The 13,172-nt window shown below is 43.5% G+C and carries 12 protein-coding genes and 2 pseudogenes; 8 read left to right on the plus strand and 6 right to left on the minus strand.

Features of this window, described 5'->3' with window-relative positions; all coding sequences use genetic code 11:
* From BLR43_RS12755 to BLR43_RS12775, 5 genes are all read left to right on the plus strand, one after another.
* On the plus strand, positions 1 to 312 hold a 312-nt coding region (locus BLR43_RS12755), incomplete at its 5' end, for a transposase (RefSeq protein WP_143007451.1).
* A 56-nt stretch (positions 313 to 368) separates the two neighbouring features.
* Positions 369 to 983: a sugar transferase gene (locus tag BLR43_RS12760; protein WP_093071379.1), complete on the plus strand. Its 615-nt coding sequence runs from the start codon at positions 369 to 371 to the stop codon at positions 981 to 983.
* Between the two features lie 48 nt (positions 984 to 1,031).
* Positions 1,032 to 2,474, plus strand: coding sequence for a capsule assembly Wzi family protein (locus BLR43_RS12765; protein WP_093071380.1), 1,443 nt, complete (start codon positions 1,032 to 1,034; stop codon positions 2,472 to 2,474).
* 230 nt (positions 2,475 to 2,704) lie between these two features.
* Positions 2,705 to 3,583, plus strand: coding sequence for a bifunctional methylenetetrahydrofolate dehydrogenase/methenyltetrahydrofolate cyclohydrolase FolD (gene folD / locus BLR43_RS12770; RefSeq protein WP_093071381.1), 879 nt, complete (start codon positions 2,705 to 2,707; stop codon positions 3,581 to 3,583).
* 95 nt (positions 3,584 to 3,678) lie between these two features.
* Positions 3,679 to 4,197 (plus strand): phosphate-starvation-inducible protein PsiE, encoded by a 519-nt coding sequence (locus BLR43_RS12775; protein WP_071003358.1) that lies wholly within the window; start codon positions 3,679 to 3,681, stop codon positions 4,195 to 4,197.
* A gap of 64 nt (positions 4,198 to 4,261) precedes the next feature.
* Here the strand turns inward: BLR43_RS12775 and corA are convergent, their stop codons facing one another.
* Together corA and BLR43_RS12785 are read right to left on the minus strand one after the other, a co-directional pair.
* Positions 4,262 to 5,416 carry a magnesium/cobalt transporter CorA gene (corA, locus tag BLR43_RS12780; protein ID WP_379542909.1) on the minus strand — a complete coding sequence of 385 codons (1,155 nt, stop codon included), beginning with the start codon at positions 5,414 to 5,416 and terminating at the stop codon, positions 4,262 to 4,264.
* Positions 5,417 to 5,570: 154 nt separating this feature from the next.
* Positions 5,571 to 5,960, minus strand: a complete 390-nt coding sequence (locus BLR43_RS12785) for a DUF2237 family protein (protein ID WP_058024362.1) — start codon at positions 5,958 to 5,960, stop codon at positions 5,571 to 5,573.
* Between the two features lie 493 nt (positions 5,961 to 6,453).
* Between BLR43_RS12785 and BLR43_RS12790 the strand changes: the two genes are divergently transcribed.
* Positions 6,454 to 7,746 carry an ATP phosphoribosyltransferase regulatory subunit gene (locus BLR43_RS12790; RefSeq protein ID WP_093071383.1) on the plus strand — a complete coding sequence of 431 codons (1,293 nt, stop codon included), beginning with the start codon at positions 6,454 to 6,456 and terminating at the stop codon, positions 7,744 to 7,746.
* 147 nt (positions 7,747 to 7,893) lie between these two features.
* Complete coding sequence (locus BLR43_RS12795; protein ID WP_058024364.1) at positions 7,894 to 9,183, plus strand: adenylosuccinate synthase; 1,290 nt, start codon at positions 7,894 to 7,896, stop codon at positions 9,181 to 9,183.
* 228 nt (positions 9,184 to 9,411) lie between these two features.
* Here the strand turns inward: BLR43_RS12795 and BLR43_RS12800 are convergent.
* The 4 genes and pseudogenes from BLR43_RS12800 to BLR43_RS12815 form a co-directional block, all read right to left on the minus strand.
* Positions 9,412 to 9,660: pseudogene (locus BLR43_RS12800) on the minus strand (zinc ribbon domain-containing protein); the annotation flags it as partial.
* A gap of 167 nt (positions 9,661 to 9,827) precedes the next feature.
* The gene (locus BLR43_RS12805) at positions 9,828 to 10,982 is read right to left on the minus strand and encodes an RNA-guided endonuclease InsQ/TnpB family protein (protein ID WP_093071385.1); all 1,155 of its coding nucleotides are present in this window, start codon (positions 10,980 to 10,982) and stop codon (positions 9,828 to 9,830) included.
* A complete protein-coding gene (locus BLR43_RS12810; protein ID WP_058025651.1) occupies positions 10,979 to 11,590 on the minus strand; it encodes an IS607 family transposase in 612 nt (203 codons plus the stop codon). Before BLR43_RS12810 ends, BLR43_RS12805 begins: the two co-directional genes overlap by 4 nt.
* Before the next feature lie 83 nt (positions 11,591 to 11,673).
* Positions 11,674 to 12,751 (minus strand): annotated as a pseudogene (locus BLR43_RS12815) (RNA-guided endonuclease InsQ/TnpB family protein); the annotation flags it as partial.
* A 186-nt stretch (positions 12,752 to 12,937) separates the two neighbouring features.
* Between BLR43_RS12815 and BLR43_RS14085 the strand changes: the two are divergent.
* Positions 12,938 to 13,172 (plus strand): helix-turn-helix domain-containing protein (locus BLR43_RS14085; RefSeq protein WP_143007452.1); only part of this gene is annotated, 235 nt, incomplete at its 3' end.

Here is a 13,172-nt window from a genome sequence, read left to right on the forward strand (position 1 = left end):
GGCACAGAGTACCCGCATGTCATCAAGTCTTGGCGCAATAATTGGGAGGGCTTAACGGTGTTCTTTGGCTACCCTAAAGACATTAGAAAAGTCATATATACCACCAATGCTATTGAGTCGCTAAACAGTGTGATTCGGACAGCGGTGAATAAGCGTAAGGTGTTCCCGTCTGATCAGGCAGCGTTTAAAGTGGTGTACTTAGCCACCCAGCAGGCATCCAAAAAGTGGTCGATGCCTATTCGTAACTGGACGTCTGCTCTTAATCGCTTTATGATTATGTTTGATGATCGTATTAGTAAGCATTTAATCTAAATGGCAGTTACACAGAATTCGGGATGGTCTCTTAATTAAAGATGCTGGGTTTATAAATGCTTAAAAGAATATGTGACATTACAATCGCCACAACTGCTCTAATTACTCTCTCACCTGTGTATGCTGTAGTGGCATACAAGGTTAGAAAAAATCTTGGCTCACCTGTCTTGTTTCGCCAAACTAGGGCAGGTATTCATGGCGAACCTTTCACAATCTATAAATTTCGTACTATGAAAGATACAACAGATTCTGAAGGTAATGTATTACCAGATGAAGATAGATTAACTGAATTTGGTAAACAGCTTCGTGCGACCAGTCTCGATGAACTTCCTCAGTTATGGAATGTCATTAAAGGTGATATGAGTATTGTGGGTCCTCGTCCTCAGCTTATGGAGTACCTGCCTTATTATAATGAAGAACAGTTTCGACGACATTTGGCTCGACCAGGTGTGACAGGATACGCACAAGTAAACGGTCGCAATGGTATCAGTTGGGAGAAGAGGTTTAAGCTAGATGTCTGGTATGTTGATAACCAATCTATGTTATTAGATATCAAAATTCTTTTAAAAACCGTCAAGCAGGTTGTTACCCGAGCGGGTATTAGCGCTGAAGGTGAGGCGACAATGAGTAGATTTACAGGCAACTTAATAGAAAACGAAGCAAAAGAGTAAATAAGCCATTTGGATAACCTTGGCATAACTGTGGATGGGTAGGTCATTATGTACAAAAAAATCAGCGTTTTACTAGGCTTGGGTATGGTGTCTGTATTAGCATCTGCTCAAAATCTGTATATGAATGATATGAAACTCAAGTCTGAGCTTGACTGGTTAAATGCGCAAGGTGTGACTCATGTTAGTACCAGTACATGGCCGTTGACTGCTAATGAAATTACAAATGCACTCAACACGGCTAAAGTGACAACAGATACCCAGCAAAGAGTATTGCAGTCTGTACGTGTCATGCTGGCTCAAAATCCAAACTCACTAGTCAAAGCAGAGGCAGAAGCTTACTTACAAACAAATCGTCAGCAGCTGCCGCAAACTTTTGCAGATGACAATCTGGCAGGCCAGCAGATCTCAGCTGCGATAGGTTTGAGTGAAGAGAACTGGGAGATGAAGCTACAAGCCAACGTAAAAAACGATGAGCTTATCGATGACGATAGTGATGTTAGCTTTGAGGGGTCTTATCTTGCTGGCTCTGCTGCCAATCAATGGTTGATTGCCGGTCAGATCCCGACATGGTGGGGCCCTGGTACTGACGGCAGTTTGATTCGTGGCGATGCCAGTCGTCCTGTTGCAGGTGTCACCATGCAACGTGATGAGCAAAATGCACCAACCTCGCCTTATCTTTCATGGGTTGGTCCATGGCAGTATCAGCTGTTTGCCGGTCAGCTTGATGATTATGATGCGGTTCCTGATGCTAAGTTGTTTGGCGCGCGTCTAACCGCTAGCCCATTGCCTTGGTTAGAAGTCGGTGCTTCGCGTAGTTTTATGTGGGGCGGCGAGGGTCGACCTGAGAGTTTTAGCTCCTTTGGTGATGCCATATTAGGTACTAGAGATAACGACTCTACTGCTGGCAATACTGACGATGATCCTGCTAATCAGCTAGGCGGTTTTGACGCTAGAGTTCAGTTATCCTCATTGATCAATGTTCCAGCTAGCTTCTATGCACAATACGTTGGTGAAGATGAAGCGGGCGGCTTGCCTGCTAAAAACATGTACTTAGCTGGCGCAGACTATGCGTCAAGCTACCAAGGCCTGCCTTATCAGGTTTATGCTGAGTATGCAGACACGCGGAGTAGTGGCGATGTCAAAGGCGTATCGTATGATCATTTTCTCTATACCGATGGTTACTATCAGCAAGGCTATCCGCTCGGTCACGCTCTTGGCGGTGATGCTGAGAGCATCTCTGTAGGCGGTAGATTATGGCTTGATGAGCGTAACTTTATCAATGCCAAGCTGCAGCATGCGAAGGTAAACCAAGCCGATGAAGCGATTAACCAAGCCTATCCAACGACGGATAAATTAACAGCTATTGACATATCATGGGCGCATCAGTTGAATCCAAAAACTTTAGTGACATCTCGCTTATGGGGCGTAGACTCTGATACTCAGTCGAGTGATATTGGAGCAGGCGTTGGGCTAGAGTTTCAGACTTATTAGCCCAAAGCCTATAGCGGCTAATAAATAACGTGAATACATGAGAGTCAAATGGTCTGCTAGATGATAGTAGGCCACTTTTTTATTGTATCCCAATACACGCTAGGATTTTGTAGCGTACACAGGTACAATATTACTCTTAGTCAAAGATTGACGAACCAAAGGACAGGCATGCAAAGTACTTGCACGCGCTGTCTTTATTTTTTTATATCGTATCCTCTATTGGAGTTACTATGTCTATTGCCCACGAGTCCGCCACCGTTTTGGACGGCAAAGCACTTGCCAAACAAATAGAACAGGATCTACGCACGCGCGTGGATGCGATCAAAGATAAAACGGGACGCACGCCAAGCTTAGCGACGATATTGGTTGGTGACGATCCAGCCTCTGCCACTTATGTCCGTATGAAAGGCAACGCTTGCAAGCGTGTTGGCATGGACTCTATACGTGTTGAGATGCCAAGCGCCACGACCACTGAGCAGCTCATGGCAAAGATAAATGAGCTAAACAGCAATCCAGACGTACACGGTATTTTGTTACAGCATCCTGTCCCTGAGCATATCGATGAACGTGCTTGCTTTGAGCAAATCGATTTGGCAAAAGACGTCGATGGTGTGACTTGTCTTGGTTTTGGTCGTATGGCGATGCAGCAATCCGCTTACGGCTCATGCACACCGCAAGGCATTATGCATCTATTAGAGCATCATAATATCGAGCTTGCGGGTTTGGAGGCTGTGGTCGTAGGACGTAGTGCTATTTTGGGTAAACCAATGGCAATGATGCTATTGAATGCGAACTGTACGGTGACTATCTGTCATTCAAGAACGCAAGACTTAGAGTCTCATATTAAGCGCGCCGATATTGTAGTTGGTGCTGTAGGTGTGCCTGAGCTGATCAAAGCCGCTTGGATCAAAAAAGGTGCGGTAGTTGTTGATGCAGGTTTTCATCCCACCGACAATGGCGGTGTTGGCGATATCGAGCTGACAGGCGTTGAGAGCATTGCTAGTGCTTATACACCAGTACCAGGCGGTGTCGGCCCGATGACGATTAATACTCTCATTCGCCAGACGGTAGAAGCCGCTGAAAAATCAGCAGGCTTGGATATTAGCTAAAAAATAGCCATGTGAGTGCTGATTGCCGATAGATAAAGGGGCCTGATTGATAGAGTCAGGCAAATCAACCACCTCTTCGTTGATAGGATCTAAAAATGGCTAAAAAAGACGTAGGTATTCATGAGCGACTACAAGGTATTGGTAGAGAGTTTGTCGATGTCTGTCATTACGTTATTTTATTTTTAATCAGTGTGGTGGTGGTCTGGACGGCAGGTAAAGAGTTTATCTATATTGTCCAAAAAGGCTCAGCGGATCTAAAAGATATTTTGATGCTGTTCATTTATCTTGAGCTACTCGCTATGATAGGGATTTATTTTAAAACCCATCGATTGCCCGTACAGTTTTTGATATTTATCGCCATCACCGCATTGTCGCGACACCTGGTCGTTGATGTGCAGGCAGTGTCAGATTATTTTCATCTATGGCTATTGGCAACGATCTCTGTGGCAATCATGCTATTGAGTGGTGCTATTGTCATATTGACTTGGACGGCAAAAACATTTGGTCGCCCAGAAGACAATCTTGATAAGCAGTATGCAAATTTAACGGTCAAGGCTATGCTGCCTGATAATGCGCAAGCACCAGACAGCCATACCAAGCACCGCCGCGAATAATGATTGACGATCAGCATAAAAAAGGGCTACCAGTGGTAGCCCTTTTTTGTGTATGAATGAGTTATCACAGCCATTTGAGTCGCTTAAAGTTGTAATACAAGAAGCTACAAAGAGCGATGATGATTATCATAATAATGAAGTAAGCGTGTTTCCAATGCAGCTCGGGCATAAAATCAAAGTTCATACCGTAAATACCAGCGATAGCGGTTGGGACGGCAAGGATACCCGCCCAGGCGGCAAGTTTACGAACGACTTCGTTCTGTCCCATATTGACCATGGCCATATAAGTGTTCATGACCACACTTAGCATCTCATTTAGACCGTTAATGGCATCCAATGAGTGCAAAAGGTGATCATTGACATCACGGAAATATGGCTTGGCTGCTTGAGAAAACCCTGAGACTATCTCGCTCTTTTTATGATTGATAAAAAAGCTACAGATATCTTGCACAGGTAAGATAATGGCACGCATATGTACCAGCTGTGATTTGAGCTGGTACAGATTTTTTAATGTGCCTTTATCAAATTCATAGGTGAAAACATAACGCTCTTGCTCACGCAAATATCGTCCCAATCGATCGGTGATCGGCATATAGTTATCAACGATAAAATCGAGGATGGCATGGAGTACAAATATGGGCCCCATGCGTAGCTTTTCTGGGCGACGATGACAGTGCTCGCGTACAGGCGCATAGGAGTTTGACGGACCATTACGAATCGTAATCAGGTAGTTTTTGCCCATAAATATCGCAGTCGTACCATAACGAATGACATTGTCTTCGAGCTTGGCGGTACGTATCACGACAAAGACCATATCGTTGTCGTAGTTCTCTACCTTGGCACGCTGGTGATCGGCAAACGCATCTTCAACCGCCAACTCATGCAGATCAAAAGCGTCTTTGACTTTTACCATGGTTTCTAGGCTTGGGTCGTAAAGACCGAGCCAAATAAACTGACCGTTATTACTCAGCGCACGGCTCACATCGGTAAGTGCCACTTTATCTAGATTTTCGCCTGTTTTTCGCGAATACGCATAGCAATTAACCACCTCATCTTTACTTGATGAATCAATATCTTCATAACGCTCAGAGTCAGGATCGTAGACCGTCATGGTCTCGATGGTATCCTGAGTCGTGGCTTCAGCATCGCCGTAGATATAGCTGTCATCGTCATCTAGGTAGAGATGCCTGTCATTCATATTGGCATAAATGTGGCTCATATTAGAGTCAGGTGCAATGTGAGCCGTTTTTTTGATTAATTGGTTGTTGTCGTTTTCCACACACCCTCCTGTCATATAATAAACAGCTGCAAGAATCAAAACTTGTCTTAAGCAAAGCCATTATCATTTGATCGCACTATCTATGAACAACCTTTTACAATGCATAGCTTTTTAGCGTGTCGATATCTACCAATGCCAATAGGCTCTCGTGGCAAGCTTCTAGTTTTATCTGCGGGGCAATGTCAAAATCTAGTGCTTCGACCCAACGCAGGGCGCAGATACACCAGTAATCACCAGGCTTGAGACCGGCAAAGTTATATTCAGGTAGCGGGGTGATAAGGTCATTGCCACGACTGGCTGAGAAGTTTAAAAACTCGCTGGTCATCTTGGCACAGACGGTATGTTGACCAACATCATGGTTGCCCGTATGACAAAAGCCATTGCGATAATAGCCAGTGATAGGGTCGAAGCAACAGCTGGCAAGCGCTGTGCCTAAGACATTGGTTTGGTTGATGGCAGGGTTTGGGTGGTAATCAGATGACATAAGGCTTCCGAGATAAAAATATGTGTTAGTGTACCATGAGTCGGTATTGATGACGCTGCCGTAATCATGCTCATCAGTGTATGTATAACAAAAAATAAACGCTATTGTGGTCAGTCAATGCCGAGCTGAATATATGAGTGCCAACGGCTACCTCTACCTCTACCGTACTAATGAGAAGCACTTAGACGGTAATTAGATGCGGATTGTGGCTAATTGTCACTAGGCGAACCTTGAGTGCTATGCTAAACTAAAGCATAAAGTGCCTTGATTATTGGTCGCAATTTTTTAGCGCATAAAGATACTCGTCTTATCATTCCAAATTATACTTATTACTCACCCTCTTAAAGTCACCTGGTTTGTTTATAAATAATTGGGTCAATGATGTTGCGCGTTAAAAATAAAAACACTCGGCGTCAATACTTGGTAAAACAACCTTTGAGTACCGCATCAGTACCGCGTTTTTGGTAAGCGATATGCCAAACAAGGATTTATTGTGTCTGTTAGTTCTGATTCTGCAAAATCTGCCCAGCAAAACCCTCCAAATGAAACGACTCAGTCTGCAAAAAGCAGCGCTGCCTCTAATGATATGTCTTATTTGAGCAATTTTGGCAGCGATGTTGCCAATAGCTGGCTGTTGCCTGATGGGGTGGTCGATGTCCTGTTTGAAGATGCCCATAAGCAAGAAGTGCTTAGGCATCAACTGATTGAGCAGCTTATCACTCATGGTTATCAGCTGGTTTGTCCGCCGATGATTGAGTTTACTGAATCTTTGCTGAGTGATGCATCAGAAGATCTGAAACGTCAAACCTTTAAGATTATCGATCAGTTGACGGGCCGTCTAATGGGCGTGCGTGCTGATATTACTCCGCAGATCTTGCGTATTGATGCGCATCATGGCGGTACGGGGATTGCTCGTTATTGCTATGTCGGTGATGTGATTCATACCCTGCCATCAGGATTGTTTGGCTCACGCACACCATTGCAGCTAGGTGCTGAGATATTTGGCTGTGCATCACTGGCAGCAGATATTGAGTTGATCGATGTGTTGTTTACCATGGTCAATAAACTCAATATAAGTGCAGCGATCCATATCGATTTGGGTCATGTGGCGATATTTAAGCGTTTAGCCGAATTGGCTGAGTTGCCAGACAGCGCCACTGAGCAATTGATGTACTTGTACGCCAATAAAAACCTACCAGAACTAAAGCGCGTCTGCCGAGACTTGCCGATGGGCGATGATTTTTATGTGTTGGCACGCTTTGGTCATGACATTGCAAACTTATTATCTAAATTGTCAGACGCAGCTCAGCAAGACGATCAAATCGCGGCCGCTGTCGATGAGTTACAACGCCTCAAATCTTATTTAGAAAATCACTGGCAGTGCCCAGTCAGTATCGATGTGACAGAGTTATCAGGTTACCACTATCATACAGGTATCGTGTTCAACGGTTATATTAATAGTGAAACGCAGCCGCTAGTACGCGGCGGACGTTTTGACGGTATGCAAAGTCAGACGCAAGCGTTACGCGCGGCCACAGGCTTTAGTATGGATGTTAGTCGCTTGCTGGCGCATACACAGCTTGATGCTCCAACCACAGTACTAGTTGATTTTGCTGCTATAAACAATGCCAACGAAGATGAGATGCAGACACTCTTACAACAAGTTGAGAGTCTACGTCAGCAAGGCTATCGCGTTACCATGCCGCTTGACGCACAAGACAGCCCAAATGATGTCACTCATCGCTTGATTTTTGCTGATAATCAGTGGCAGCTACAAACGATTTAATGAGTCATTTGTGAAACACACGCGCATCAAGCACCAGTTATTAAAACGCTATGTTGTTCGTTAGATAAAAAGATACAGTCAATAAAATCATTTTAGTTTTTCAACTGTTATTGCACACACCTCAATACATAAAGGTAAGGATTGATCATGGGTAAGAATGTTGTAGTCTTGGGTAGCCAATGGGGCGACGAAGGTAAGGGTAAAATCGTTGATTTACTTACCGAAAAAGCCTCAGCAGTAGCCCGCTTCCAAGGCGGTCATAATGCTGGTCACACGTTGGTTGTCGATGGCAAAACCACGGTCTTGCATTTGATTCCATCAGGTATCTTGCGTGAAGGCGTTACTTGCTTTATCGGTAATGGCGTAGTGTTAGCGCCTGATGCATTGCTCAAAGAGATGAAAGAGTTGGAAGACAACAACGTACCAGTACGTGAGCGTCTACGTATCTCTCCCAACTGCCCACTTATCATGCCTTATCATGTGGCCCTTGACCAAGCTCGTGAAGCCAAGCGCGGCAGCGGCAAAATTGGTACAACAGGTCGCGGTATCGGCCCTGCCTACGAAGACAAAGTCGCACGCCGTGCTATCAAGCTTGCTGACTTGTTCCGTGAAGATCTAGAAGAAAAACTACGTAACTTGATTGAGTATCACAACTTTCAATTAACTGAGTATTACAAAGTTGACGCGATTGACTTTGATGAGACGTACAAGCTTTGCCAAGAGTGGCGCGATGAGATTAATGGCATGGTTACTGATGTCACCGAAGACCTTAACCAATTGCGTCTGGCTGGCAAAAACCTAATGTTTGAAGGTGCGCAAGGTACCCTACTTGATATCGATCATGGTACTTATCCGTTTGTGACCAGCTCAAGCGTAACCGCTGGTGGCGTATCAACGGGGACAGGTATCGGTCCATTGTACTTAGATTATGTATTGGGCATCACCAAGGCTTATACCACGCGTGTTGGTAGTGGTCCATTCCCAACCGAATTGTTCGATGATGTTGGTGCTCACTTAGCCAAAGTCGGTCACGAATTTGGTGCAACAACTGGTCGTGCGCGTCGCTGTGGCTGGTTTGATGCTGAGGCATTACGCCGTGCAGTGGTACTGAACTCTATGTCAGGTATCTGCCTGACCAAGCTTGACGTACTAGATGGTCTTGAAGAGTTGCTCATTGGTGTGGGCTACAACCTGCCTGAGACTGAGTGTGCAGGCGCACATGATGCTGAGTTCTATGAGTCAGTAACGCCTAAGTACGAAACCCTACAAGGCTGGAGCGAGTCAACCGTTGGTATCACAAGCTATGATGACCTACCAGAAAACGCTAAAATTTACATCAAACGTATCGAAGAATTGATTGGTTGCCCAGTTGATATCATCTCGACCGGTCCTGACCGTGAAGAAACGATTGTATTACGCGATCCGTATGATGCTTAATTGGTTATAAAGATATTGTCTGTTTTATTTACAAAACCCTGATGCCAAACATTGGGGTTTTATTTTTGGTAAATAAGAAGATTGATGAGCGGTAAAACCTTGCTCAATTTATCTTTGTGTAAGTTATCGCCATAAATTAATCCTATCATTTATACGCTTAATCATTATATTGACATACTTCCACCACTTTCGCCAAGCTCAAGTGGGGAATTCTAAAAGCATAAGCTCTTAGGTGGCTTTCTCACGAAGGTCACAAGTTTTCTGTTTCAAAGGGCGACCTTTAACGCATCCTCCCTCCGCAGACAAAACGGCATGTCCTGCCGCTAATATATTACGAGCCGCATTAACATCTGCGTTCGTAACATACCTGCATTCGACGCACTCAAAGTTTGCTTGAGTGCGTCTATTTTCCTTGGCAATATGCTTGCATTCAAAGCAGGTTTGGCTGGTGTAACGTGGGTTTACCTTAATGAGCAACCGTTCCAAAAATCTTACTCAAACCTAGCCAATATTGACTATTAGATAGGTTTGACGTTTTCTTTCTGCTTCATTGTCACGCGCTATTTCTCATTTGAGATTTAGACTGACCACGACTCCACAGACTTTTTTAATTGGCGATGGAACTCACCGTCCAATAAACAGGATTATGCAGCTGTTAAAATAACAGTCGCGTTATTTAAAATATTGATGCTGGCGTTGAGGTCACGGTCATGAGAAACCTGACAGTTAGGGCACAACCACTCACGCATTTTCAATGTTAGCTCATCTTTACCAAGGATATGATTGCAGTTTGAACAGGTTTTTGAGCTTGGGTAGAAGGGTCCGACTGATTTCACAACCTTGCCTTGCTCAGTGGCTTTGTAGATAAGCTGTCGCTTAAACTCAAAGAAACCCAAGTCACTGATAGCTCTTGATAGCCGCCTGTTCTTAACCATACCTTTGACATTCAAATCCTCAATCGCAATCACATCGAACTCATTAACCAGACTTGTTGTGATTTGATGGAGAGAATCTTGCCTAATACACCTGATCTTATAGTGCAAACGAGAGAGCTTGGTTTTCGCTTTTTCTCTGTTTTTACTGCCTTTTTTAGTGCGACTGAGCGCTTTGTTTAGCGTTCTTAGTTTTTTAAGGTTTGCTTGAAGTGGTTTTGGCGCTTTAATTTTAGTGCCGTCTGATAAAACCAGTAAGTCGGTAATACCAAGATCAACACCAACGCTTTTACCTGTCTTTTTAGTAGGAATTACAGCTTTTTGTATTTCAACAGCCACACTAACAAACCACTTACCGCCACGTTTAGAGATGGTGGCTGACATGATCTTGCCGTCAAAACGTAAAGCTTCTTTTAAGCGAACCCAGCCCAAGTTTGGGATACGAATGGATTTACCTTTAATGGCAAATTGGTCGTTGGATAAACTGAATCTATCGTCACGGCCTTTTTTACGAGCGGTTGGGTATTTCGCTAAGCCTTTAAAGAAGTTGTTATAAGCATCACCCAACTGCATGATTGCCGCCTGCGGAGCGCATTTGGTCACTTCCAGCATATAGGGGAATAATTCACGCTTAATGGCGTTCAATTCGCGTCTGAGCTTCGCCTGTGAGGGCTTGTTTAGATTTTTAGTATCAACCTCAACGCCTGCGGCCAAACACGCATCACGGTACGCTTTGTCAAGCGCATACTGCCGCTGCCACTCATGCAAAGCCCAGTTGTAGGCTTTTCTCGCCACGCCACAAGCACGAGCAAGGTGATTTGCCTGTACGTTGTTTGGCTTGAGTTCGATAATGTGTCCACGGATCATAATGCTTTTTTAACCGCCTCTATTAATTGTTGGTTTTTCTTGCTGCAAGAGCCGTATAGCCTCGCTGAAAATACGGTGATAATCTCCAATAAATCTTGGGCTAATTCTTGCTCAAAACTCAACTCTTCACCTTGATTGATTATTACCACTTCAACGTCACGAGCCTCACACAACATGAAAACCAGTTCTGCACCAAATCGTAAAAGCCTGTCTTGATGGGTAATTACCAGCCGTTCAACTTTATTGCTCAGTATGTCATCAAGCAGGTCTTTTAAGCCTTTCTTTTTATAATTCATTCCACTACCAAGATCGGTAATCGTCTCAAAAGTCCAGCCTTGCCTGGCACAATAAAGTTCCAAAACTTGAGACTGGCGAAGTAAGTCGTCTTTTTGATCACGACTCGACACACGAGCATAAGCAATGGTTTTTCGGTCTAATTTAGGTGGTGTATTCAAGGAATGCGGTCTGATTTCACTTAAATCATATCGCCTATGCCCGTTTTCGGTTCGCTTGGCGACTAACGTACCATCCTCATCCCAACGTCTTAATGTGGATTGAGCAACCCCGAAATGTTTGGCAGCCTCCCCAATACTAACCAGTTTCCCCATAACTTGCTCTCTATATTATAGATATAATCTATCTATTATAGTAATAAATAGGTAGGTTTGTATATGTTTTATTTAACTGTTTGCAACCCGCCTTGCCATTGTTGCTTGTACTCAAACATATTAACCATCATGCCCCAGCCTTGATCTAAGATTGATTTGTTTAATGCTGATTTGGCTTTGACATGCCGACCTTTTTTCTCCATCGTACCGCTAGCTGATCTCGACATATTGGCGACTTTTAAATCTTCACAGGCAATCATGGCGTGGTTTTTGCTGATCGCGGTAGTGATTTTATGCAAGTAGTCATGGCGAATATTGGCGATGTGATTGTGTAATTTTTGAATCTTACGGTTTTGCCTTTTCCAGTTTTCACTGAACTTTACTTTCTTACTTAATTGACGCTGCAATTTGGCAAGTTTAATTTGATTGGCTTTAAAGCTGTTTTTGGGTTTGATGTATTGACCGTCTGAGGTGGTAATGAGTTTAGTGATACCTAAATCAATACCTATGGCGCTTTTGGAGGGGTGAGTTGGGTTCTCAGATAATGCTCGCTCAGTGCCAAACGACACGTACCAGTGACCTGATTTCTTGCTGATGGTGACGTTTTTAATGGTGCCGATGATATCTTGTGATTTTTTAAATTTTACAAAGCCCACGCCATTAGGTAGTTTGACGCGATTACCTTCAACACGGCAATATTTATCAAACTGAACAAGCCTGATTGAGTCGCAGCCATCGGATTTACGTTTAAATCTTGGCATCAGTTGTCGTAGTTGAATCTCTGTGCCATCACTTAGCTTAAAAAACTTGGGTTTTCGAAACTTCTTTTTGTTTTCTTTGAGCCTAGCATGAACTTTAGGGTCGAAAAATCGTGACCAAGCAGAGGCAAGATCACGTACTTTTTGTTGTAAAGACACAGCATTGGCATGGGTTCTTAAGAAGTCAAAATCAGGATTGTTCTTTATCAGGATTGTTCTTTAGAACCATGATTTTATTAACCAAGTTGGTGGCATTAATAAATTCATTTTTGGCAAACATCTCAAATGAGATCGCTAGCATTTGATTCCAAACAAAGCGTGCAGAGCCGACAAGATTATTTAGAATAATCTGTTGCTCTGCATTAGGCTCAAGCCTAAATTTATACGCTTTGTTGATTTTCATAACGCCGATTCATTTTTTTTGATATAATATAAACTCTAAAGTTTACAATAATTTATTTCAATATATTATTTGTGTAAAGATACTTAGATTAACACATGAAGTGCAATACCAAATGCAAGGTGAAAAAAAGACCTAGATGCGCTAGCATCAAAGTTTTTATCCACCGACCAAAGTGAGATTGCAACCATGAGCTATACACATCTAAGCCTAGGTGAACGATACCAGATTTATGCCCTTAAAGGGGCAAAACATAGTATTAATTTTATAGCGAGGGTGTTAAACAGAAGTCCCAGTACCATATCAAGAGAGCTTAGGCGTAATAAAAGCCTACGAGGTTACCGAGCAAAGCATGCTAATAACAAGGCTTGTGACAGACGGGCTAACAACGCCACAACTATTGTGACTGACCTCTGGGCATGGG

Origin of the sequence: Psychrobacter pacificensis, from assembly GCF_900101915.1 — a bacterium.
GTDB lineage: Bacteria > Pseudomonadota > Gammaproteobacteria > Pseudomonadales > Moraxellaceae > Psychrobacter > Psychrobacter pacificensis.

Excerpts from the sequence above, each read along its gene's own strand:
- BLR43_RS12760 (WP_093071379.1), top strand. The coding sequence starts at position 369 with ATGCTTAAAAGAATATGTGACATTACAATCGCCACAACTGCTCTAATT.
- BLR43_RS12765 (WP_093071380.1), top strand. The coding sequence starts at position 1,032 with ATGTACAAAAAAATCAGCGTTTTACTAGGCTTGGGTATGGTGTCTGTA.
- folD (WP_093071381.1), top strand. The coding sequence starts at position 2,705 with ATGTCTATTGCCCACGAGTCCGCCACCGTTTTGGACGGCAAAGCACTT.
- BLR43_RS12775 (WP_071003358.1), top strand. The coding sequence starts at position 3,679 with ATGGCTAAAAAAGACGTAGGTATTCATGAGCGACTACAAGGTATTGGT.
- corA (WP_379542909.1), bottom strand. The coding sequence starts at position 5,416 with ATGAGCCACATTTATGCCAATATGAATGACAGGCATCTCTACCTAGAT.
- BLR43_RS12785 (WP_058024362.1), bottom strand. The coding sequence starts at position 5,960 with ATGTCATCTGATTACCACCCAAACCCTGCCATCAACCAAACCAATGTC.
- BLR43_RS12795 (WP_058024364.1), top strand. The coding sequence starts at position 7,894 with ATGGGTAAGAATGTTGTAGTCTTGGGTAGCCAATGGGGCGACGAAGGT.
- BLR43_RS12805 (WP_093071385.1), bottom strand. The coding sequence starts at position 10,982 with ATGATCCGTGGACACATTATCGAACTCAAGCCAAACAACGTACAGGCA.
- BLR43_RS12810 (WP_058025651.1), bottom strand. The coding sequence starts at position 11,590 with ATGGGGAAACTGGTTAGTATTGGGGAGGCTGCCAAACATTTCGGGGTT.